Genomic DNA, 19,615 nt, shown 5'->3' with positions numbered 1-19,615 from the left:
CAAACCGGGAAACTGTCGTCCGTGGGGCCACGTGACATCCGCCAGGCCGTCCATACCGACCTGCCCGCCATGGTCGGCTCGCTCGGGCAGGAGGGCTACTTCGCCGACCGGCTCGCCAGGCAGGACTCCGGTCACGGCGTCCTGCTCGTCGCCTGGGAGAGCGGGGTGGCGGTCGGCGACGTCTACGTGTGGCTGGGGCCCGCGGAGGAGCCCGAGCTGCGTACCCACTTACCGGGCGTGGCGCTGCTCACGCACCTGGAGGTCGTGCCCTGGATGCGCAACCGGGGCATCGGCACCGCGCTGCTCTGGGCCGCCGAGGAGCGGCTCCTGGCCGACGGCCACGACCAGGTCGCCCTCGGCGTGGGCCTGGACAACCCCGACGCCCTGAGGTTGTACCAGCGCCGCGGTTACGCCGAATGGCCGCACGGCGAGCTGGCCACCACCGACGTCGTCTACCACCCGAACGGCGGGCTCGAACTCCGGCCCGAGCTCTGCCGCATCCTGGTCAGGAAGCTCGGCTGAGCGCGAGCCGGCCGGTCAGCGGCGCTGGGTGGCCCAGCGGCGGATGGTGGCGATCCGCTCCTGGATCTGCTCCGCCGTCGCCTGCGCGATCGGCGGCCCGCCGCACGAGCGGCGCAGCTCCGAGTGGATGACCCCGTGCGGCTGGCCCGTGCGGTGGTTCCACGCGCCCACCAGGCCGTTGAGCTCGCGCCGCAGCTCCGCGATCTGCTCGTGCGGCGCCAGCGTCTCGGCCGGCTGCTCCTCCGCCTGCTTGCGCCTGGCCGCCTGCTGGTCGGACTGCCGCTTGCGCAGCAGCGTCGCCACCTGGTCGGGCTCCAGCAGCCCCGGCAGGCCGAGGAAGTCCTCTTCCTCCGCCGAGCCGACCGCCGCGCCCGTGCCGAACTCGCCGCCGTCGAACAGCACCCGGTCGAACGTGGCCGACGTCTCCATCGTCTCGAACGGGAGCTCGTCGCCCAGGACGTCGGGATTGTCCTTCTGGCGGTTGGCCTGCTCGAGGAGGCTGTCGTCGAGTCCGTCCTCGGGAGGCCGCTTGTTGAGCACGTGGTCGCGCTCGACCTCCATCTCGTTGGCCAGCCCCATGAGCGTGGGCACCGAGGGGAGGAAGACCGAGGCGGTCTCGCCGCGCTTGCGGGCCCGCACGAAGCGGCCCACGGCCTGGGCGAAGAAGAGCGGGGTCGAGGTGGAGGTGGCGTAGACGCCCACGCACAGGCGGGGGATGTCGACGCCCTCCGACACCATGCGCACGGCCACCAGCCAGCGGTCCGGCGAGGCCGCGAACTGCTTGATCTTCTTCGACGCGCCGGGGTCGTCGGAGAGGACCACGGTGGCGCCCTCGCCGGTGATGTTGCGCAGGTGGCGGGCGTAGGCCCGGGCCGTCTCGTGGTCGGTGGCGATGACCAGGCCGCCCGCGTCGGGCACGCCCCTGCGCACCTCCGTGAGCCGCCGGTCGGCGGCCTGCATGACCTGGCGGATCCAGTCGCCCTTCGGGTCGAGCGCGGCCCGCCACGCCTGCGAGAGCTGGTCCTTGGTGAGCGGCGTGCCGAGCGTCGCGGCGATCTCGTCGCCCGCCCGCGTGCGCCACTTCATCTCGCCGGAATAGGCCAGGAAGATGACCGGGCGCACGACGCCGTCGTCGAGCGCGGGGCCGTAGCCGTAGGAGTAGTCGGCGACGCTGCGCTTGAGGCCCTCGGCGTCCTCCTCGTAGGCGACGAACGGGATCGGGTTGTCGTCGGACCGGAACGGCGTGCCGGTGAGCTGGAGGCGGCGCGTGGCGGGCTCGAACGCCTCGCTCACGCCGTCGCCCCACGACTTGGCGTCGCCCGCGTGGTGGATCTCGTCGAAGATCACCAGCGTCTTGCGCGCCTCCGTGCGCGCCCGGTGCAGCGCGGGGTGCATGGCGACCTGCGCGTACGTCACCGCCACCCCGGTGTAGTCGCGCGAGGTGGTGCCCTGGCTGTTCTTGAACTCGGGGTCGATGCCGATGCCGACCCGCGCGGCGGCGTCGGCCCACTGCCGCTTGAGGTGCTCGGTGGGCGTGACGATCGTGATCGACCTGATCACGCCGTTGGCGAGCAGCTCGCTGGCGATGCGCAGGGCGTAGGTCGTCTTGCCCGCGCCCGGGGTCGCCACGGTGAGGAAGTCACGCGGCTCGCGCCTGAAGTAGAGGTCGAACGCCTCCTGCTGCCACGCGCGGAGCTTGGGGGCGGTGCCCCATGCGGCTCGGTCGGGATAGGAAGGCGATAGGTGGGACGCGGCGAAGGTGCTCACCGCATCACCTCTGGGGTTCGTGTGCTTCGCTCTCTCACAGTGACCCGATAGTAATCGGGCCGACCGACAAGACGTGCCGTGAGTCAAGGATTCTGGCCAAGCTCGTCTCCACGTGATAGGCGGTCTATTTGATCTTCGTCATGACCGTGTCGAGGGCCTGTCTGCGTGCGGTTTCCTCGGGTTGGAGCAGCCCGAGGAGCATGACGGCCGAGCCCCCGCGAGTGAGCAGCGTCACTCTCAGGAACGCGGGCCGGTTGGCCACATCCTGATATTCCGCCCGCAGCGCCCGGGTGTGGCCGCCGGGAAGCTCCTTGTCCTCGACGACGGTCACCCGGTCCCCTTTGAGCAGCAGCCGGGAGTAGAGCTCCGCCGCCTCCGCCGTGGCCTTCCTGGCGTCCGCCACGGCCCCCGGCACCGGCCTGGCCATGACGAGCCCGCCGCCGCCGTCCCTGGCCACGGAGGTGAAGCCCGTCACGGGGGGCACCGCCTCCTGGCTCCACCCCTGCGGCAGCGTCACCGAGACCTTGGCCAGGGAGTCGCTCAGCCGCCCGCTCTCCGCCGAGGGCGCGGTGATCCGCAGCACCACGACGGTCGCCCCCGCCACCAGGCCCACGCCCGCCCAGCAGGGCCACCGACCCGACGGCCCACCGCCGCAGCGCCCTCGCGGGCACGACCGTGCGCCGCCCGGGGTCCGCGGGAGAGCCGTAGAGGCGCGCGGAGGGGGGAAGCGACTCCCAGGGCTCGAACTCGCGGTCCAGGCCGTAGGCGGCGGTCCTGCGGATCTGCGGGTTCCACGGCTCTTCGGGCTCGAGGTCCAGCGGGTCGGGCTCGCCGCGGACCGGCTCGGGGCCGCTGGAGCGGGCATGCCGCCGTACCGGCTCCGGGTCGGGGTCCGGCACGGCCTCCAGAGGGCTCTTACGCCCCCGCCGCGACTCCTCCTCGTAGGGCGCGCCCCACGCGTAGCGCGGAGGAGGACGGCGATGCCTGGGAGCGGGCGCAGGCGGCCAGACCCGGCGGTCGTCCTCGGCGTCATCCTCCATGGCACCTCCCTGACCGCTGTCCTATCACCCCGCGCGGCGAAGGTCAGGAGAACCGTGATCGGTGTGACAGGAGGGGCGGAAATCAGCGGGTGCGTCCGGCGAGCAGCGTGGCGGCCAGGCCGATGGCGGCCATGAGGAGCGAGATCACGACGAACCCGGTGGCGATCTCGTCCGGGGCGTGCCCGATCAGGTTGACCAGTGCGCCCCCGACCCCGATCGCCAGGGCGGACCCGAGCATGTCCGTGACCGACAGGGCGGCGGAGTTCGCCCCCTGCTCGTTGACCGGGGACTGCCGCAGCGCGGTGACGCTGACGGTGGTCATGCCGAACCCCATCCCGAACCCGGCCACGATCCACGCGGGCACCGCGACCCACCCGGTCACCCCGGGGACGACGCAGAGCATGCAGATCAGGATCGAGGCGGTGACGCACCCCGCCCCCAGCCGGATCCGCTTGTACGCCTCCCCCTCCCGCCTGCTCTGCAGGTACGACCCCGTGGACCACCCCAGCGCCCCGGTGGTCAGCGCGATCCCCGCGAGCTTGAGGTCGAAGGACTTCACCTCCTGCAGCGCCAGCGGGATGAAGGAGTTCACCCCGAAGAAGGCGGCCGAGAACAGGCCCCGCATCAGCACGGTCGTGGGCAGCCCGCGCGCGAAGCGCAGCGCGCCGGGAGGCAGCAGCCGGTGCAGCCCGTAGACCAGGAACGCCAGGCCCGCGACGGCCTCCAGGGCCCCGGTCACGGCGTGTTGGTGCAGGAGGTCCACGCCCTGCAGCAGCGCCCCGGCCCCGCCCGCCGTGGCGGTGGCGGCCAGCGTCATCGCGACCGGCCTGGAGCGCGGGCCGGTCGACGGCTCATGGGGCGAGGACGGCCTGCGCAGCGCGGGCACGAGCATCACCAGCGCGGGCACGACCAGCGGGATGATCCCGTAGAAGACGTACCGCCAGCCCCACTGCACGGCCACGAACCCGGCCACGGCCGGCCCCACCATGGCGGGCACCACCCAGGCCGCGGAGACGGCCGCGAAGACCTTGGGCCGCAGGGCCTCCGGATAGACCCGCGCGATCATGACGAGCAGCGCGACGATCGAGGCGCCCGCCCCCAGCCCCTGCACGGCCCGCGCCACGAGGAACAGCCCCGCCGAGTGCGCCGCCCCTGCCAGCGCCATCCCCGCCACGAACAGCACCACACCGGACAGGAACGGCAGCTGGTAGCCGCGGCGGTCCGACCAGAGGCCCGCCACCACGTTCGCGAACAGGCTGGCGATGAGGAAGGCGGAGAAGCTGATCCCGTACAGGTCCAGGGCGTTCAGCTCGCGGGCCACCGCCGGCATGACGACGCCGACCGACATGCCCTCGAAGGCGACCAGGGTGATCGTCAGGACGATGCCGACTGTCGCGATGCGGTACTCGGGGCTGAGGATGCGGGTGGATGCGTAGGGAGTGTCGAGTGCCTTTGGACCTGTCACCTACATATCGTAGTTTGCCGGAAATCTAGGCTGCAGGGGTGGTGGTGTTCCGGTACACCGCCCACATCTGGTGCATGCGCTCCGCCTGCCCCGGGGTGAACTCCGACATGCACTTGTCGTGCGCGTAGTCCATGAAGTTGTGCGCCGGGTCCAGGCCGGGGTGCTGCGCGCAGCTGTCCTTGTCCGCCGGGCAGGCCTCGGTCGGCCGGGCCTCCATCGGGGTGTCGGCGATGCCGTCGCCGGGCAGCTCGCAGCCGTTCTCGAAGGTGTGGAAGAGGCCGAGCCAGTGCCCGATCTCGTGCACGCCGGTGAAGCCGCGGTTGTAGTTGGTCATCGCGCCGCCGGGCAGGCTGCGCCAGTCGATCACGACGCCGTCCAGCCTGGGCGCCTCGTGATACCAGTACGGATAGCTGGCGAAGCCCAGCATCTGCTCGCTGAGCTGGGCGATGTAGAGGTTGAGCGTGTCGGCGCCGCCCTGGTGCAGCGCCACCTTCATCAGCCGCTCGTTGCCGACGGGGTCGTTGAACCACAAGGCGTTGTCGGTGACGGAGATGCCGTCCAGGCGGAAGCGCACGCCGGTGTCGACGCCGCCGTAGGTGCCGCCATAGGCGGAGTTGAGCACCTCGATCTGGGCCTTGACGTCCTCGTCGGTCACCTTGCGTTCACCGCGCGTGATGACGTGCACGCGCGTGGGCACGGTGACCTGGGTGGGCGTCGTGACGCCGGCGAGCCGCTTGCCCAGCTCGACGAGGACCTTGGCCACGTCTTCGGGCTTGGGCGATCGCGGCCCCGTCCTGCGGGGGACGTGGCCCGCGCAACGCGACGCCTGCGCCGCCTCGGTAGGCGGCGGCGGCGCGAACCCGACCGCGAGCAGACATGCCAACGAGACGGCGGTCACGCGCCGGACCATGCAATCCCCCACTACGTATCGAGCCGGTCTGGCTACCGACCGTAGCTTGACCTGGGGAGATTACCGGTCAGCAACACTCACTGCTTGTTGTTGTCCCCGCCGTCGCCGCCACCCGGGGGCAGGCCGTCGTAGATCTCCTTGCACTCCGGGCAGACCGGATATTTCTTCGGATCGCGGCTGGGCACCCAGACCTTGCCGCACAGGGCCCGGATGGGCGTGCCCGTGACCATGCTCTCCGTGATCTTGTGCTTGTCCGCGTAGTGGGCGAACCGCTCGTGATCGCCGTCGCCGTGCGACGTCCGGGGCGTGGTCTCCTGCTCTGGGAGGATCTTCGTGGTGCTCACCCCACAGAGTTTATGCCCGAGCACGACCAGGTCCCCCATATAGCGATACGGCCCCCGCCGCGTGGCGAGGGCCGTACGTGGAATCAGGCTCAGCCCACGTGGACGGGCGCGCCCTCGGTCTTCCTGCCGGCCTTGACGAACAGCGTCAGCACGGCCGTCAGCACCGCGATGCCGGTGCTGACCAGGAAGGCCACGTGCATGCCGTCCATGAAGGCGTTGTGGACGGCGTCACCGATCTGCTGCGGCACGCCGGGCGGGACGGTGCCGAACGCGGCGGCCTTCTCCAGCCCCGTCAGCTGGGCGGGCGGGATGGCCTGGGCCGCCGGGCCGAGGTAGCCGGGCAGCTTGTCGGAGATCTCGCCGGCCATCACGGCGCCCAGGATCGCGGTGCCGAGCGCGCCGCCGACCTGCATGGCCGACTGCTGCACGCCGCCCGCGACGCCGGTCAGGTTGATCGGGGCGTTGCCCACGATGATCTCCGTGGCGCCCACGAACACCGGCGACATGCCGAAGGCCAGCAGCAGGAACGGGATGCCGCTCTCGATGAACGAGGCGTCGATGCTGAGCTGGGACATGAGGAACATCGAGAACGCGGTGATCAGCAGGCCCGTGGCCATCGTGATCTTCGGCCCCAGCCTGCCGATCGCCATGCCCGCCAGCGGCGAGGCGACGATCATGCCGGCGCTCATCGGCAGCATGCGCAGGCCGGCCTCCAGCGGGGACAGGCCGTGCACGCCCTGGAAGAAGAAGCCGAGGAAGAACATCGCGCCGAACATGGCGAACGCGACCATCATCATCAGCACGGTGCCGATGGAGATCGAGGCGTTCTTGAACAGCGACAGCGGCACCAGCGGCTGGCTCGCCCTGCTCTGCCAGAAGATGAACCCGCCGATCAGCACCGCGAACAGGGCCGCGAAGGTCAGCGTCGTGCTGTCGCCCCAGCCCCACTCGGGAGCCTTGATGATCGTCCAGACCAGCGAGAACATCGCGCCCGACAGCAGCAGCACGCCGAGCCAGTCGATCCGCGCCAGCGTCTGCGCGCGGTTGTCCTTGATCAGGATGGTGCCGAGGACGAGGGCGGCCAGGCCGACGGGGGCGTTGATGAAGAAGACCGTCTCCCAGCTCGCGTTCTCGACCAGCAGGCCGCCCACGATCGGGCCGGCGGCGCTGGACAGGCCGATGATCGCACCCCAGGCGCCCATGGCCTGGTTGAGCTTCTCACCGGGGAACGCACCACGCAGCAGCGCCAGGGCGGCCGGCTGGAGCAGCGCGCCGAACAGGCCCTGCAGCACCCGCAGGGCGATCAGCGCGCCCACCGGGGAAAGGCCGGGAATGATGTCGGCCAGCTCGGCGCTGAGTCCGATGCCCACCGAGGAGATGGCGAACCCCGCCACGCCGATCAGGAAGACCCGCTTGTGCCCGAACAGGTCACCGAGCTTGCCGGCGGTGATCAGGAACACCGCCAGCGCCAGCAGGTAACCGCTGGTCACCCACTGCAGGTCGGACAGCGAGGCCTTGAGGTCGGCCTGGATCGACGGGTTGGCGATGCCGACGACCGTGCCGTCGAGCATGACCATGATGACGCCCAAGCTGACCGCCAGCAGCACGAGCCAAGGATTGCCGCCGGTCCCCGTTTTCACCGGGCCGTGCGATGACGGCGCATCCACCGCCTTCGCGTGAGCCATGAAGTCCCCCTAAGTACACAAACCGCCCCACACCGGGGCATAGATCTCGTAAGCCTCAGGTAATCTATGACAGTCGCTGACTAATGACAAACGAGTTTTATTCGTCGTCCTATGACTTATGGCACACTGTGACAGAAAGGTTGCGAGGGAGTGACGGCTGTGGGTCTACGGGAACGCAAGAAGGAGAAGACGCGCCTGGCGATCCTCGACGCCGCGCTCGACCTGTTCCTCGAACAAGGATACGAGTCGACCACGGTCGAGCAGATCGCGGGGGCGGTCGAGATCTCGCCGCGCACCTTCTTCCGCTACTTCAACAGCAAGGACCACCTGGCGCTGTGGCACCACGAGCACGGCGAGGAGATCATGCTCGAGACGCTCGCGTCCCGCCCGGAGGATGAGTCGCCCTTCACGGCGCTCATGTCCGCCATGCGCGCGGTCGTGGGCGACCTGGAGGGTTCAACGCCCGAGGACAGGGCGAGGTTCCTGAAGCTGCGGCGGCTCATGGAGGACCACCCGAGGCTGGTGGGCATGTCGGTGGCCAGGGGCGCGGCGACCGAGCGCCGCCTCATCGAGGTGATCGCCGCACGCAGGGGCGTGGACCCCGACGAGGACATGCTCACGCCCCTGATCGTGGCGTTCGCCGCCTGCACCCTGCGCGTCGGCTTCGAGTGCCCGCGGCGCGACAGCGGCCTGCCGGAGATCACGCAGCGGATGGCGGAGACCATCGAGCTGGCCGAGCGCTCGCTGCGGCCGGGCTGGGACCGCTAGTCAGTTCATCGTCGGGTCGTCCGGGCAGGTCGCCACGAAGGCCAGCTCGCCGGGCTGCCGCCGCAGCACGTGCCGCCAGAGCGCGCGGGGATCGGCGTGGAAGGTGTCGCCGACCTCCGAGTCGACCACGTACCAGGCGCCTTCGGCGATCTCGCTCTCCAGCTGGCCCGACGACCAGCCGGCGTACCCCGCGAAGATGCGCATCTGGGCGATCTCCCCCTGCAGGATCTCGGGCGGCGCGTCCAGGTCCACCGTCCCGAGCCTGGAGACGGCCGGGGTGCCCGCGTGCAGCCTGCGCCAGCCGAGCGGCTCCTCGCCGCTGGGGACCGCCGCCAGCGCGAGCGCGCTGTCCGTCTGCACGGGCCCGCCCTCGAAGAGCACGGAGGGCCCGGTCACCAGCGGGTCCCACACCGGCAGCACCTGGGTCACGGAGATGTCGCTCGGCCGGTTGAGCACCACTCCCAGGGTGCCGCCGTCGTGGTCGTGTTCGAGGATCAGCACGACGCTACGCCGGAAGTTGGGGTCGTCGAGAAGCGGCGTCGCCACCAACAAACCGCCGACGTAGATCGCTTCCGCCATACCTCCATCATGAAGGCTTCGCGAGGCTCGCGCTCCCCCAGTCCGTCGATGTTACTTTTCGTGCCCACTTGGGCACCTTCTGTAGCAAAGATCACTCGGTGGGGGGAGCTCATGCATATCAGGACACGTCTCGTGCTGGCCGCACTCCCGGTGTGCGCGGTCCTGCTTTTCCCCCAGAGCGCGCAGGCGTGGCCCTGGCACGAGGATCACGACGACCCGTTCACGATGACGGTGGACGACGTGCACTGCCGTTCGGGGCGCGCGCACGTCACCCTGCACAACCTGACGGAGCAGGCCGCCCGCTTCGACGTCCAGGCCGACGGGGTCAGCGTGGCGAACGGCTCCATCCCGGCGCACAAGACGATCGTCAAGCAGGTGCCGGTGCCCAAGGGCAGCACCGCGGACGTGGAGGCGTACTCGCTGGCCGACTCGCAGCGCAACACGCTCGTCGACTCCTCCCGCGTCAAGAACGACTGCCCGTGGGGCCACCACCTGGACAACCTGCCCTTCACCGGCCCGCCCGCCGACCTCATGGGGAAGCTGGCGACGGCGGGCGGCCTGATCGTGGTGGGCGGCATCCTGTGGTGGTACGGGTCCATCTGGCCGCGTTCGACCCCGTGAGCTAGGGCTCCTCCACGACGAACGCGCCGGCCCTGGCCGCGGCCAGCGTGCGCGTCACGGACCGCTCCGCGTCCTTGTCGGTCACCGGCTCCCTGGTGACCACCAGCCGGTAGTAGAGCGGGGCGGAGATCGCGCGGATCACCTCCGCGCCGTCGGTGCCCGCGGGCAGCTCGCCCCGCTTGACGGCCAGGTCCACGACGTTGGCCCACTCCGCGATCCTGCGCAGGTAGAAGGCGCGCAGCGCGCCGGCGGCCTGCTCGTCGCTCGTGGCGGCGGCGATCACCGCCTGGAACGTGGCACCGAGCCGGCCGTCGTTGATCGCTCCCAGGACGGACAGCGCGTTGGCCCGTAGGTCGGCCTCGACGCCACCCGTGTCGGCATGGGGCGTGGACTGGTTGGCCAGCTCGGTCATGAGATCGGTGACCAGGCCGGCCCTGCTCCCCCACCGCCGGTAGACCGTGGTCTTGCCGACACCCGCCCTGGCCGCCACCTGGTCCATGGTCAGGCCATGGAAGCCGTGCTCGACCAGCTCGTCCTGCGTGGCCTCCATGACGGCCGCGCGCACCCGCGCCGTGCGGCCCCCTGGCCGCACGGTTCCCGCCGAACGGGAAGGTTGGTCCATCTATGCTCCTTGTCGCAACGTTCCATTTTAACGGAACTGTCATCCCATTAAGGATTGACGGCGCATTTCCCCCACCTCCTGGACGCAACCATCCGAAGATCGGTTCCATCCCATTAGCCGTTCGGCAATACCGAACGAATCTGCGCTAGTGTGCGGGCTGTGGGAGAGACGATTCAGTCGGTCGAGCGGGCGGCCGCGATCCTGAGGCTGCTCGCCTCGGGGCCGCGCCAGCTCGGGGTGGCCGAGCTGGCCAGGGCGCTGGGCCTGCCCAAGGGCACGCTGCACGGCATCCTGCGCACGCTGGTCCACGTCGGGTTCGTCGAGCAGGACCCGGCGAGCGGGAAATACCGGCTCGGCGCCACGCTGCTCCATCTGGGCAGCAGCTATCTCGACGTCAACGAGCTGCGCACCCGCGCCATCAACTGGGCCGACGCCCTCGCGGGGCGCAGCAGGGAGAGCGCCTGGATCGGCACCCTCCACGAGGGCCACGTGCTGGTGATCCACCACGTGTTCCGGCCCGATGACAGCATGCAGACGCTCCAGGTGGGCACGTATCTGCCGACCCACGCCAGCGCGCTCGGCAAGGTCCTGCTCGCCCACGACCCGTACGGCGAGCCGCCCGAGCCGCCGCTGCAGCCGTACACGAAGCACACGATCGTCGACCCCGCGGCGCTGGAGAAGGAGCTCGACCTGGTCAGGACGCGGGGCTGGGCCGCCGAGACGGAGGAGCTCACCGAGGGCGAGGTGGCCGTCGCCGCGCCCATCAAGGACCCGCGCGGCCTGGTGGTGGGCGCCATCGGCATCCGCGGAGCCCTCGAGCGGCTGGCTCCCGACGGCACCCTGCACATGGAGTTCGTCTCGTACGTACGGGACGCCGCCCGCGCGATCACCCGCTCACTTGAACATCCCTAAGACCACGAAATAGCATTCGTTCGGCATTGCCGAACCGGAACCAAGCGAGGAGCCCCGTGCCTCGACCTCAATACGTCGCAGCCATCGACCAGGGCACCACCTCCAGCCGCTGCATCGTCTTCGACCAGGCCGGCAACATCATCTCCGTCGCCCAGCGCGAGCACCGCCAGATCTTCCCCAAGCCCGGCTGGGTCGAGCACGACGCGGCCGAGATCTGGCAGGCCGTGCAGGGCGTGCTGGCCGAGGCCGTCAGCGGCGCCGGCATCGAGGACGGCCAGATCGCCGCGCTGGGCATCACCAACCAGCGCGAGACCACCGTGCTGTGGGAGCGGGCGACGGGCCGGCCCGTCTGCCCCGCGATCGTCTGGCAGGACACCCGCACGGACCAGCTGACCCGGTCGCTGGCCGAGCACGAGGGGCTGTTCAAGGAGAAGGCGGGGCTGCCGCTGGCGACGTACTTCTCCGGGCCGAAGATCCGCTGGCTGCTGGACGCCCACGGGCTGCGGGAGCGGGCCGAGCGCGGCGAGGTGCTGTTCGGCACGATGGACAGCTGGCTGCTGTGGAACCTCACCGGCCGCCACGTCACCGACGTGACCAACGCCAGCCGTACGATGCTGATGAACATCCACACGCTGGCCTGGGACGACGAGCTGCTCGACGCGCTGGGCGTGCCCCGCGCGATGCTGCCGGAGATCCGCCCGTCCGCCGAGGTCTACGGCCGCACCGCGGCGGGCGTCCCCGTCGCCTCGGCGCTCGGCGACCAGCAGGCGGCGCTGTTCGGCCAGACGTGCTTCGCGCCCGGAGAGACCAAGAGCACCTACGGCTCCGGCAGCTTCCTGCTGATGAACACCGGCCACGAGCCCGTCGTCTCCAAGCACGGCCTGCTGACCACGGTCGGCTACCAGATCGGCGACGGCCCGGCCACCTACGCGCTGGAGGGCGCGATCGCGGTCACCGGGTCGCTGGTGCAGTGGCTGCGTGACAACCTGGGCCTGATCTCCAGCGCGGCCGAGATCGAGACGCTGGCCAGGACGGTCGACGACAACGGCGGCTGCTACTTCGTACCGGCCTTCTCGGGGCTGTTCGCGCCGCACTGGCGCTCGGACGCGCGCGGCGTGATCGCGGGGCTGACCGGGTTCGTCACCAAGGGGCACATCGCGCGGGCCGTGCTGGAGGCCACGGCGTGGCAGACCCGCGAGGTGGTCGACGCGATGAACGCCGACTCCGGGCTCGACCTGACCACGCTGCGCGCCGACGGCGGCATGACCGCGAACAACCTGCTCATGCAGACCCTCGCCGACGTGCTGGCGGTGCCGGTGATCCGGCCCATGGTGGCCGAGACGACCGCCCTGGGCGCCGCCTACGCCGCCGGGCTGGCGACCGGCTACTGGCCCGACCTCGACAGCCTGCGCGCCAACTGGCACAAGGCCGCCGAGTGGCGCCCGGCCATCGACGAGGCCGCGCGCGAGCACGAATACCGCAATTGGAAGAAGGCCGTGGCCCGGACCCTCGACTGGGTCGAGCAGCAGGTCGATCACTAGGGAGCATGGCAATGACGACGACGACCGCCGCCGACCGCGCGCAGACCCGTGAGGAGCTCTCGCGCACCGCCTACGACCTGCTCGTGATCGGCGGCGGCATCCTCGGCACCTCCGTGACCTGGATGGCCGCGCAGGCCGGGCTGCGGGTGGCGATGGTGGACGCGGGCGACTTCGCCGGCGCGACCTCCAGCGCCTCCTCCAAGCTGGTCCACGGGGGTCTGCGTTACCTGCAGACCGGCAACGTCCGGCTGGTCGCCGAGAACCACCGCGAGCGCCGCGCCCTGGCCGCCGACATCGCGCCGCACCTGGTCAAGCCGCTGACGTTCCTGGTGCCGATCTACAAGGGCGGGCCGCACGGGGCGGCCAAGCTGGGCGCGGGGGTGTTCCTGTACTCGGCGCTGTCGGTGTTCGGCGACGGCATGGGCAAGGTGATCACGCCCCACCAGGCGCTGGCCAAGGTGCCCGCGCTGCGTACCGAGGGGCTGCGAGCCGCCGCCGTCTACGGCGACCACCAGATGAACGACAGCCGCGTCGCGGTCATGACCGTACGGGCCGCCGTGGACGCGGGCGCGGTCGTGCTCAACCACGCCGAGGTCGTCGGGCTGCGCAAGACGGGCGGCACGGTCACAGGGGCCGACCTGCGCGACCGGCTGGACGGGGCCGAGTTCGGGGTCTCCGCCCGGCTCGTCCTGAACGCCACCGGGCCCTGGGTGGACCACCTGCGGCGTATGGAGGCCCCGGACGCCGCGCCCAGCATCCGGCTGTCCAAGGGCGCCCACCTGGTGCTGCGCCGCCACGAACCGTGGAAGGCGGCCCTGACCACGCCGATCGACAAGTACCGGGTGTCGTTCGCCATCCCGTGGGAGGACCACCTGCTGCTCGGCACCACGGACGAGGCGTACGAGGGCGATCCGGGCGGGGTGCGCGCCACCGAGGCCGACATCTCGCAGATCCTCGACGAGGCCGGTCACGCCGTACGCGACACCCAGCTCAGGCGCGAGGACATCACCTACGCCTTCGCCGGGCTGCGCGTCCTGCCCGGCGGCCCAGGGCAGGTGACGGCCGCCAAGCGGGAGACCGTGGTGACCCGGGGGGCGGGCGGCATGCTCTCGGTGGCGGGCGGCAAGTGGACCACCTACCGCCACATCGGCAGGCACGTCCTCGACACGCTCGCCCACCTGCCCGGCCGGCCCCTGGGCGACGACCTGGCCGACATCCTGCCCGCCGTGCCCCTGCCGGGGCTGGCCAGCCCCGACGCGGTGGCCCTGCGGCTGTGGACCGACCGCGACCCGGGCGCGCGCATGGACCCGCTGGTGGCCAGGCACCTGGCCACGCACTACGGGTCGATCGCGTTCGACCTGGCCCGGCTCATCCGCGACAACCCGGCCCTCGGCGAGCGCATCCACCCGGACGGCCCCGACATCTGGGCCCAGGCGGTCTACGCGCGCGACCGCGAGTGGGCGGCCACGGTGGACGACGTCGTACGCCGCCGCACGACGCTGACGGTACGCGGGCTCGACACGCCCGACGTACGCGACCGCATCGCCGCCCTGCTCACCTGACCCGGATCTGGGCAGGGGGTAGACATGTGCACTCCGATGAACGAAGCCCTGCTCAGGCACTTCCGCGACCTGCGTGACGGCGACCACGGAGGGGCCGTCACGCGGGAGGACAAGGAACACGTTTTCGCCACGGCGGCCGAACTGCTCGACCCGGTGGCACGCAGAGCCCTCGACGAGATCAACACCGATCTGCTGCTCGGCACCGGCGAGGTGGTGGCCAGCGGGGTCACCCGGTCGCGCGAGGGCGGGCTCAACGCGATGTGGTCGCTGACCTGGCCGGAACAGCGCGCCACCCACAACCAGCCGATCGCGATCGTCGCCCACTACGGCTGCGACTTCCACCACCCGCACCTGCGGGGCAACACGGTCGGGGACTGGCCGCTGAACGTCTTCGCCCCGGCGGACGCCGAGGCCCAGCTCGACACGCTACGCGCGATCGCCGCCGGCGACGCGCACAACCTCGTCTTCCAGGAGAGCTACCACCTCATCCCAGCCATAACCACCCAACCCGCCTAACACCTCACCGACCAACCACCCCTCAAACCGGACAATCCACCGGACGAGCGAGCCATCGGACGGGCGGACCACCGCACGGACGCCACCGCCAAACGGGCAGGCCACCGGACAGGCGCCACCACCAGACGAGCGGCCCACCGGACAGGCGCCACCGCCAAACGGGCAGGCCACCGGACAGGCGCCACCGCCAAACGGGCAGGCCACCGGACAGGCGCCACCGCCAGACGAGCGGGCCACCGGACAGGCGCCATCGCCAGACGAGCGCCACCGCCAGACGAGCGGGGCACCGAACGGGCGCCACCGTCAGACGGGCGCCACCATCGGACGGGCAGGCCACCGAACGGGCACGGGCGCAACCACCGCACGGGCGCCACCACTGGACCGAGCCGCCGCTGCTCGCCTCACGAGCCCTATGACGCCCACCAGCCACCCACGTCGCAGCCGCCGACAACAGCCAGCACCCCGCGAGCGCCGGTGCGGCGAGCAGCCGTGCGGCGGGGTCCGGCGCAACGCGCACGGCGGGACGGGGCGCAGCGGAACGCGGCGCAGTGCGGGCGGCAGGACGGGCGCGCCGTGGGAGCCTGCCGCGACGCGGACAGCGAGACGGGCTCGCCATGGAGGCCAACACCACGCGGACGGCGAGGCTGGCGCACGGTCGAGCCCGCCGCGACACGCACGGCGGGACGGGAGCGCAGTAGAGCCCGGCGCGACGCGCACGGCGGGACGGGCACGGCGGGACGGGCAGGTGCCACGGAGCCGGTCAAAGGATCGCCGTAACGGCGGCCGGCCACGTGCGGGTCAGCGGCCGTCCCCCTGGAGGCCCCCAGCCACGGGCGGCGGTTGGTGCCGCCCGTGCTCTGCCGTAAAAAGCGACGCTTCTCACGCCACGGGCGGCGGTTGGCGCCACCCGTGCTCTGCCGTAAATAACGATGTTTATGCCTCGGTGAAGCCTCTCGCACGGCCCCCCGCCGACTCGCGCACCGCGGCAGCAACGGCCCCCGCCACGTCCGGGTGGAAGACGCTGGGGATGATGTAGTTGGGCCCCAGCTCCTCCGGCGTGACGACGGCGGCGAGGGCGCCGGCCGCGGCCAGCAGCATCTCCTGCGTCACCCCGTTGGCCTGCGCGTCCAGCAGCCCCCGGAAGACGCCCGGGAAGGCCAGCACGTTGTTGATCTGGTTGGGGTAGTCGGAGCGCCCCGTGGCCACCACGGCCGCGTGCTCGCGCGCGTCGTCCGGCGACACCTCGGGCTCCGGGTTGGCCAGCGCGAACACCACCGCGTCCTTGGCCATCGTCGCGATGTCGTCGCCCGTCAGGATGCCCGGCGCCGAGACGCCGACGAAGACGTCGGCGTCCTTGACCGCTCCGCGCAGGTCGCCCGAGTAGCCCTCGGCGTTGGTGTGGTCGGCGATCCACTGCAGCGACTCGTCGAGGTCGTCGCGCCCGCGGTGGACGGCGCCCAGGTAGTCGCAGACGACCACGTTGCGCGCGCCGGCGGCCAGCAGCAGGCGCAGCACCGCGTTGCCGGCCGCGCCCGCGCCCGCCATGGTGATCTTGACGGACTCGATGTCCTTGTCGACGACCCGCAGCGCGTTGGTGAGCGCCGCGAGCACGCAGATCGCCGTGCCGTGCTGGTCGTCGTGGAAGACCGGGATGTCGAGCAGCTCGCGCAGCCGCCGCTCCACCTCGAAGCAGCGCGGCGCGCCGATGTCCTCCAGGTTGATCCCGCCGAACCCGGGCGCGATCACCTGCACCGTGCGGACGATCTCGTCGACGTCCTGCGTGTCGAGGCAGATCGGCCAGGCGTCGATGCCCGCGAAGCGCTTGAACAGCGCCGCCTTGCCCTCCATGACCGGCAGCGCGGCCTCGGGGCCGATGTTGCCCAGGCCCAGCACGGCCGAGCCGTCGGTGACGACGGCCACGGTGTTGCGCTTGATGGTCAGGCGCCGGGCGTCCTCCTTGTTGCGCGCGATGGCCATCGACACGCGCGCCACACCCGGGGTGTAGGCCATGGACAGCTCGTCGCGGTTGCGCAGCGGCACCTTGGACTTCATCTCGATCTTGCCGCCGAGATGCATGAGGAACGTGCGGTCGGACACCTTGTGGATGACGACGCCCTCGACCGCCTCGAGCTGGTCGACGATGGCCTGGGCGTGGTCGGTGTCCCTGGCCGCGCAGGTCACGTCGATGCGGAGCTTCTCATGGCCCGCGTTGGTGACGTCGAGGGCCGTGACCACGCCCCCGGCCGACTCTACGGCGTGGGTGAGCTGGCTGACGGCCTTGCCGCCGGCCGGCACCTCGAGACGCACGGTGATGGAGTACGACACACTCGGGACGGTCGCCACGTCAATCGCTCCTTCGGGACTGACCAAGAATTCCCCCATGATAGGGGGCGCCAGGTCAATCCAGTGCCTCGGCCGCTGTGACGATGAGCTCGACGCAGGTGGGAACGGGGATTGTGGTGCTGTCGACGACCAGATGATATTGACAGGAATCCGTCGGATCCGCCCGATAGAAGTGCCGTACGTAGGCCATCCGCGCGCGGTCGTTGTCCTCGATGATCCGGCGGGCCTCGCGCTCGCTCATCCCCGCCAGCGTGGCCGTCTGCCGGATCCTGCGCTGGATCGGCGCGTCGAGCCGGACGTGGAGCGCGCCGGGGTGGTCGGCCAGCACCACGGCCCCCGCCCGGCCGAGGAACACCCCGCCCTGGTCGCGGGCCATGTCCTTGAGCATGCGTTCGGTACGGCGGACGAACTCCTCCGGCGCGTGCGGCATCGCGCCGGGCACGTACATGTCGACGCCGCCGAACGTGACGGTCGGCAGCCGCATCGCCCCCGACAGCAGCCGCCCGAGGCCGTGCTCGGCCCGGTCGTCGTGGGCGAGCGCCTCCTCCAGCGTGCAGCCCAGCTCCTGGGCGACCGCGCTGGGGATGGCGCGGTCGACGAAGGGCACGCCGAGGCGCTCCGCGACGGCCGGGCCGATCTGGCTACCGGCCGTGCCGTAGGTCGCGGATATCGTGACGACCCGCATACACCCAGGTTAGAACAGCGCGCTCGCCAAAGCTCTACGTGCTTTCGCCAAAGAAGGATCGTCGGCCGGCAACGCGTCGAACAGGCCGAGCAGGTGGCGCCTGGCCTTGTCGCGCTCGTCTCCCGAGGTGCGCTTGACCACGGCGATGACGCGGCTGAACGCCTCGTCGACCGAGCCGGACAGCATCTCCAGGTCGGCCGCGAGCAGCTGCGCCTCGATGTCGGCGGGGTCCTGCAGGCGCCGCTGGACGTCGGCGGGGTCGGCGCTCTCGGTGCGCTTGATGAGGCTGACGCCGGCCAGGCCCATCTTGGCGTCCTCGTTGCCCGGCGCGCGGGCCAGCAGCCGCTCGTACGCCGCCGCGGCCGCGTCGAGGTCGCCGCTGTCGATGGCCTGCTCGGCGGCCACCAGGTCGGGGTCGGCGGGCGGCCCAGCGGGCGCCTCCTCCTCGCCGGGCGCCGCCGCGGGCCGGGCGTCGGGGTTGGCCTGGTAGAACTGCTCGACCGCGCCCATCAGCTCGTCGAGCCAGCGGCGCACCTCCTGCTCGGGCAGCACCTGCTGGAAGCCGGTGACGGCCTGCCCCTGGAAGATGGCCAGCACGGTCGGCACGGCCTGCACGCGCAGCGCCTGGGCGATCTGCGGGCTGGCGTCGACGTTGACCTTGGCCAGCACGGCCCGGCCGCCGAGGTCGCCGACGACCTTCTCCAGCACCGGGCTGAGCTGGGCGCTGCCCGGCGCCCGCGGCGACCACAGGTCGAGGACCACGGGCGTGGTCATCGAGCGGTCGATGACCTCGGTCGTGAACGTCTCCTCGGTCACGTCCACGATCGAGGCCGACGCGGCCGCCTGGGGACCCGCCGCCTCACGCCGGGCCTGCGCCTCGAGGGCCTGCTTGCGCGCGCCCAGGTCAATCGCTCCGTAGAGCGACCCGGGCCTAGAGAAGTCCGCCATGCTCTTCATCTTGCCGCATCACCGGGGCGGCGCAGTCACCCGCCGCCCTCTTGGAAGTCGCCCGCCGCCACCCGGAGGGTGCGCAACTGGGTGAACATCCGGTCGAGTTCGTCCTCGGCGTACATGGTGAGGCCGAACTCGGCGCCCATCAGGTCGCGGGTGGCCCGCTCCACGACGTCCCGGCCGGCCTTGGTGATCTCGGCGAGCACGCCGCGCCCGTCCCGCGGGTTGGGCAGCCGGCAGACGAACCCGGACTTCTCCAGCCTGTCCACCGTGTTCGTGACGCTGGTGGGGTGGACCATGAGCCGTTCGCCGATCTTCGACAGCGGGAGCGCGCCGGTCTTGCTGAACGTCAGCAGGACCAGCGCCTCGTACCGGGCGAAGGTCAGGTCGTACGGCTTCAGGAGCGAGTCGAGCTGCGACAGCAGGATCTGGTGGGCCCTCATGATCGAGGTCACGGCGGCCATGGCGGAGGAGGGCCCGAAGTGGGCACGCCAGCTCTCCGCGGCCCGGTCGATGGGGTCGAACGGCAGGTTGAGCGGCTTCGGGTGCGACACAGCGCATACGGTAGCGCGCCCCTCGTCCCGGTTCGTCTGGTGACCTGGAGCGACAGGCTTCCCCGCTTGACCAAGAATCCGGACGTCAATCATCACGCTCAGTTATGGTTCTCCTACGTATGGTGACGCAGAAGCCAAGTCCATCGGCCTGTGGGGACAGGCCGGACTCATTCGCTTCGGCCTTGCCGAGGGGCACGGGGGGTGCTTGATGAAGGTCAACGGGGAAAA

19 protein-coding genes are annotated in these 19,615 nt (G+C 71.1%); 7 read left to right on the top strand and 12 right to left on the bottom strand.

Features of this window, described 5'->3' with window-relative positions:
* Positions 1-21 precede the first annotated feature (21 nt).
* Entirely contained in the window at positions 22-522 is a 501-nt protein-coding gene (locus H4W80_RS44780; protein WP_192790618.1) for a GNAT family N-acetyltransferase, read from the top strand.
* 15 nt (positions 523-537) lie between these two features.
* Here H4W80_RS44780 and H4W80_RS44775 read toward each other — a convergent pair whose 3' ends face one another.
* The 6 genes from H4W80_RS44775 to H4W80_RS44750 form a co-directional block, all read right to left on the bottom strand.
* A complete protein-coding gene (locus H4W80_RS44775; RefSeq protein ID WP_192790617.1) occupies positions 538-2,289 on the bottom strand; it encodes a DEAD/DEAH box helicase in 1,752 nt (583 codons plus the stop codon).
* A 124-nt stretch (positions 2,290-2,413) separates the two neighbouring features.
* A complete protein-coding gene (locus H4W80_RS44770) occupies positions 2,414-2,902 on the bottom strand; it encodes a hypothetical protein (RefSeq protein WP_192790616.1) in 489 nt (162 codons plus the stop codon).
* Between the two features lie 509 nt (positions 2,903-3,411).
* A complete protein-coding gene (locus H4W80_RS44765; RefSeq protein ID WP_192790615.1) occupies positions 3,412-4,794 on the bottom strand; it encodes an MFS transporter in 1,383 nt (460 codons plus the stop codon).
* A gap of 25 nt (positions 4,795-4,819) precedes the next feature.
* The gene (locus H4W80_RS44760; protein ID WP_318787342.1) at positions 4,820-5,692 is read right to left on the bottom strand and encodes a zinc metalloprotease; all 873 of its coding nucleotides are present in this window, start codon (positions 5,690-5,692) and stop codon (positions 4,820-4,822) included.
* Between the two features lie 89 nt (positions 5,693-5,781).
* A complete protein-coding gene (locus H4W80_RS44755) occupies positions 5,782-6,048 on the bottom strand; it encodes a DUF3039 domain-containing protein (RefSeq protein ID WP_378525679.1) in 267 nt (88 codons plus the stop codon).
* A gap of 89 nt (positions 6,049-6,137) precedes the next feature.
* Positions 6,138-7,733 (bottom strand): DHA2 family efflux MFS transporter permease subunit, encoded by a 1,596-nt coding sequence (locus tag H4W80_RS44750; RefSeq protein WP_192790612.1) that lies wholly within the window; start codon positions 7,731-7,733, stop codon positions 6,138-6,140.
* 159 nt (positions 7,734-7,892) lie between these two features.
* Between H4W80_RS44750 and H4W80_RS44745 the strand changes: the two genes are divergently transcribed.
* Positions 7,893-8,501 (top strand): TetR family transcriptional regulator, encoded by a 609-nt coding sequence (locus H4W80_RS44745; protein WP_192790611.1) that lies wholly within the window; start codon positions 7,893-7,895, stop codon positions 8,499-8,501.
* Here the strand turns inward: H4W80_RS44745 and H4W80_RS44740 are convergent, their stop codons facing one another.
* Positions 8,502-9,080: a YqgE/AlgH family protein gene (locus tag H4W80_RS44740; RefSeq protein WP_192790610.1), complete on the bottom strand. Its 579-nt coding sequence runs from the start codon at positions 9,078-9,080 to the stop codon at positions 8,502-8,504.
* A gap of 132 nt (positions 9,081-9,212) precedes the next feature.
* Here H4W80_RS44740 and H4W80_RS44735 point away from each other — a divergent pair, with 132 nt between their 5' ends.
* Positions 9,213-9,701 (top strand): hypothetical protein, encoded by a 489-nt coding sequence (locus tag H4W80_RS44735; protein ID WP_192790609.1) that lies wholly within the window; start codon positions 9,213-9,215, stop codon positions 9,699-9,701.
* A gap of 1 nt (position 9,702) precedes the next feature.
* Here the strand turns inward: H4W80_RS44735 and H4W80_RS44730 are convergent, their stop codons facing one another.
* Positions 9,703-10,323, bottom strand: coding sequence for a TetR/AcrR family transcriptional regulator (locus H4W80_RS44730; RefSeq protein WP_192790608.1), 621 nt, complete (start codon positions 10,321-10,323; stop codon positions 9,703-9,705).
* A gap of 159 nt (positions 10,324-10,482) precedes the next feature.
* Here H4W80_RS44730 and H4W80_RS44725 point away from each other — a divergent pair, with 159 nt between their 5' ends.
* From H4W80_RS44725 to H4W80_RS44710, 4 genes are read left to right on the top strand one after another with little or no spacing between them, the layout of a single operon-like run.
* On the top strand, positions 10,483-11,235 hold the full coding sequence (locus H4W80_RS44725; RefSeq protein WP_192790607.1) for an IclR family transcriptional regulator: 753 nt from the start codon (positions 10,483-10,485) through the stop codon (positions 11,233-11,235).
* A gap of 56 nt (positions 11,236-11,291) precedes the next feature.
* Positions 11,292-12,776, top strand: coding sequence for a glycerol kinase GlpK (gene glpK, locus H4W80_RS44720; RefSeq protein WP_192790606.1), 1,485 nt, complete (start codon positions 11,292-11,294; stop codon positions 12,774-12,776).
* 5 nt (positions 12,777-12,781) lie between these two features.
* Positions 12,782-14,338: a glycerol-3-phosphate dehydrogenase/oxidase gene (locus H4W80_RS44715; protein ID WP_225964000.1), complete on the top strand. Its 1,557-nt coding sequence runs from the start codon at positions 12,782-12,784 to the stop codon at positions 14,336-14,338.
* A 36-nt stretch (positions 14,339-14,374) separates the two neighbouring features.
* Positions 14,375-14,854 (top strand): hypothetical protein, encoded by a 480-nt coding sequence (locus tag H4W80_RS44710; RefSeq protein ID WP_192790604.1) that lies wholly within the window; start codon positions 14,375-14,377, stop codon positions 14,852-14,854.
* A gap of 933 nt (positions 14,855-15,787) precedes the next feature.
* On the opposite strand, the gene H4W80_RS44705 is transcribed toward H4W80_RS44710, so the two are convergent.
* The 4 genes from H4W80_RS44705 to H4W80_RS44690 are packed head-to-tail and all read right to left on the bottom strand — an operon-like array spanning position 15,788 to position 19,387.
* Entirely contained in the window at positions 15,788-17,197 is a 1,410-nt protein-coding gene (locus tag H4W80_RS44705) for an NAD-dependent malic enzyme (RefSeq protein ID WP_192790603.1), read from the bottom strand.
* 55 nt (positions 17,198-17,252) lie between these two features.
* Positions 17,253-17,882, bottom strand: a complete 630-nt coding sequence (locus H4W80_RS44700) for a cytidylate kinase-like family protein (RefSeq protein ID WP_192790602.1) — start codon at positions 17,880-17,882, stop codon at positions 17,253-17,255.
* Positions 17,883-17,891: 9 nt separating this feature from the next.
* Entirely contained in the window at positions 17,892-18,830 is a 939-nt protein-coding gene (locus H4W80_RS44695; RefSeq protein WP_192790601.1) for a tetratricopeptide repeat protein, read from the bottom strand.
* 35 nt (positions 18,831-18,865) lie between these two features.
* Positions 18,866-19,387: a MarR family transcriptional regulator gene (locus tag H4W80_RS44690; RefSeq protein WP_318787341.1), complete on the bottom strand. Its 522-nt coding sequence runs from the start codon at positions 19,385-19,387 to the stop codon at positions 18,866-18,868.
* Positions 19,388-19,615: the final 228 nt, after the last annotated feature.

The organism is Nonomuraea angiospora, assembly GCF_014873145.1.
Classification (GTDB): domain Bacteria; phylum Actinomycetota; class Actinomycetes; order Streptosporangiales; family Streptosporangiaceae; genus Nonomuraea; species Nonomuraea angiospora.
This window is presented reverse-complemented; position numbering and strand designations above follow the sequence as displayed.

Excerpts from the sequence above, each read along its gene's own strand:
- H4W80_RS44750 (WP_192790612.1), bottom strand. The coding sequence starts at position 7,733 with ATGGCTCACGCGAAGGCGGTGGATGCGCCGTCATCGCACGGCCCGGTG.
- H4W80_RS44695 (WP_192790601.1), bottom strand. The coding sequence starts at position 18,830 with ATGGCGGACTTCTCTAGGCCCGGGTCGCTCTACGGAGCGATTGACCTG.
- H4W80_RS44730 (WP_192790608.1), bottom strand. The coding sequence starts at position 10,323 with ATGGACCAACCTTCCCGTTCGGCGGGAACCGTGCGGCCAGGGGGCCGC.
- H4W80_RS44700 (WP_192790602.1), bottom strand. The coding sequence starts at position 17,882 with ATGCGGGTCGTCACGATATCCGCGACCTACGGCACGGCCGGTAGCCAG.
- H4W80_RS44710 (WP_192790604.1), top strand. The coding sequence starts at position 14,375 with ATGAACGAAGCCCTGCTCAGGCACTTCCGCGACCTGCGTGACGGCGAC.
- H4W80_RS44715 (WP_225964000.1), top strand. The coding sequence starts at position 12,782 with ATGGCAATGACGACGACGACCGCCGCCGACCGCGCGCAGACCCGTGAG.
- H4W80_RS44740 (WP_192790610.1), bottom strand. The coding sequence starts at position 9,080 with ATGGCGGAAGCGATCTACGTCGGCGGTTTGTTGGTGGCGACGCCGCTT.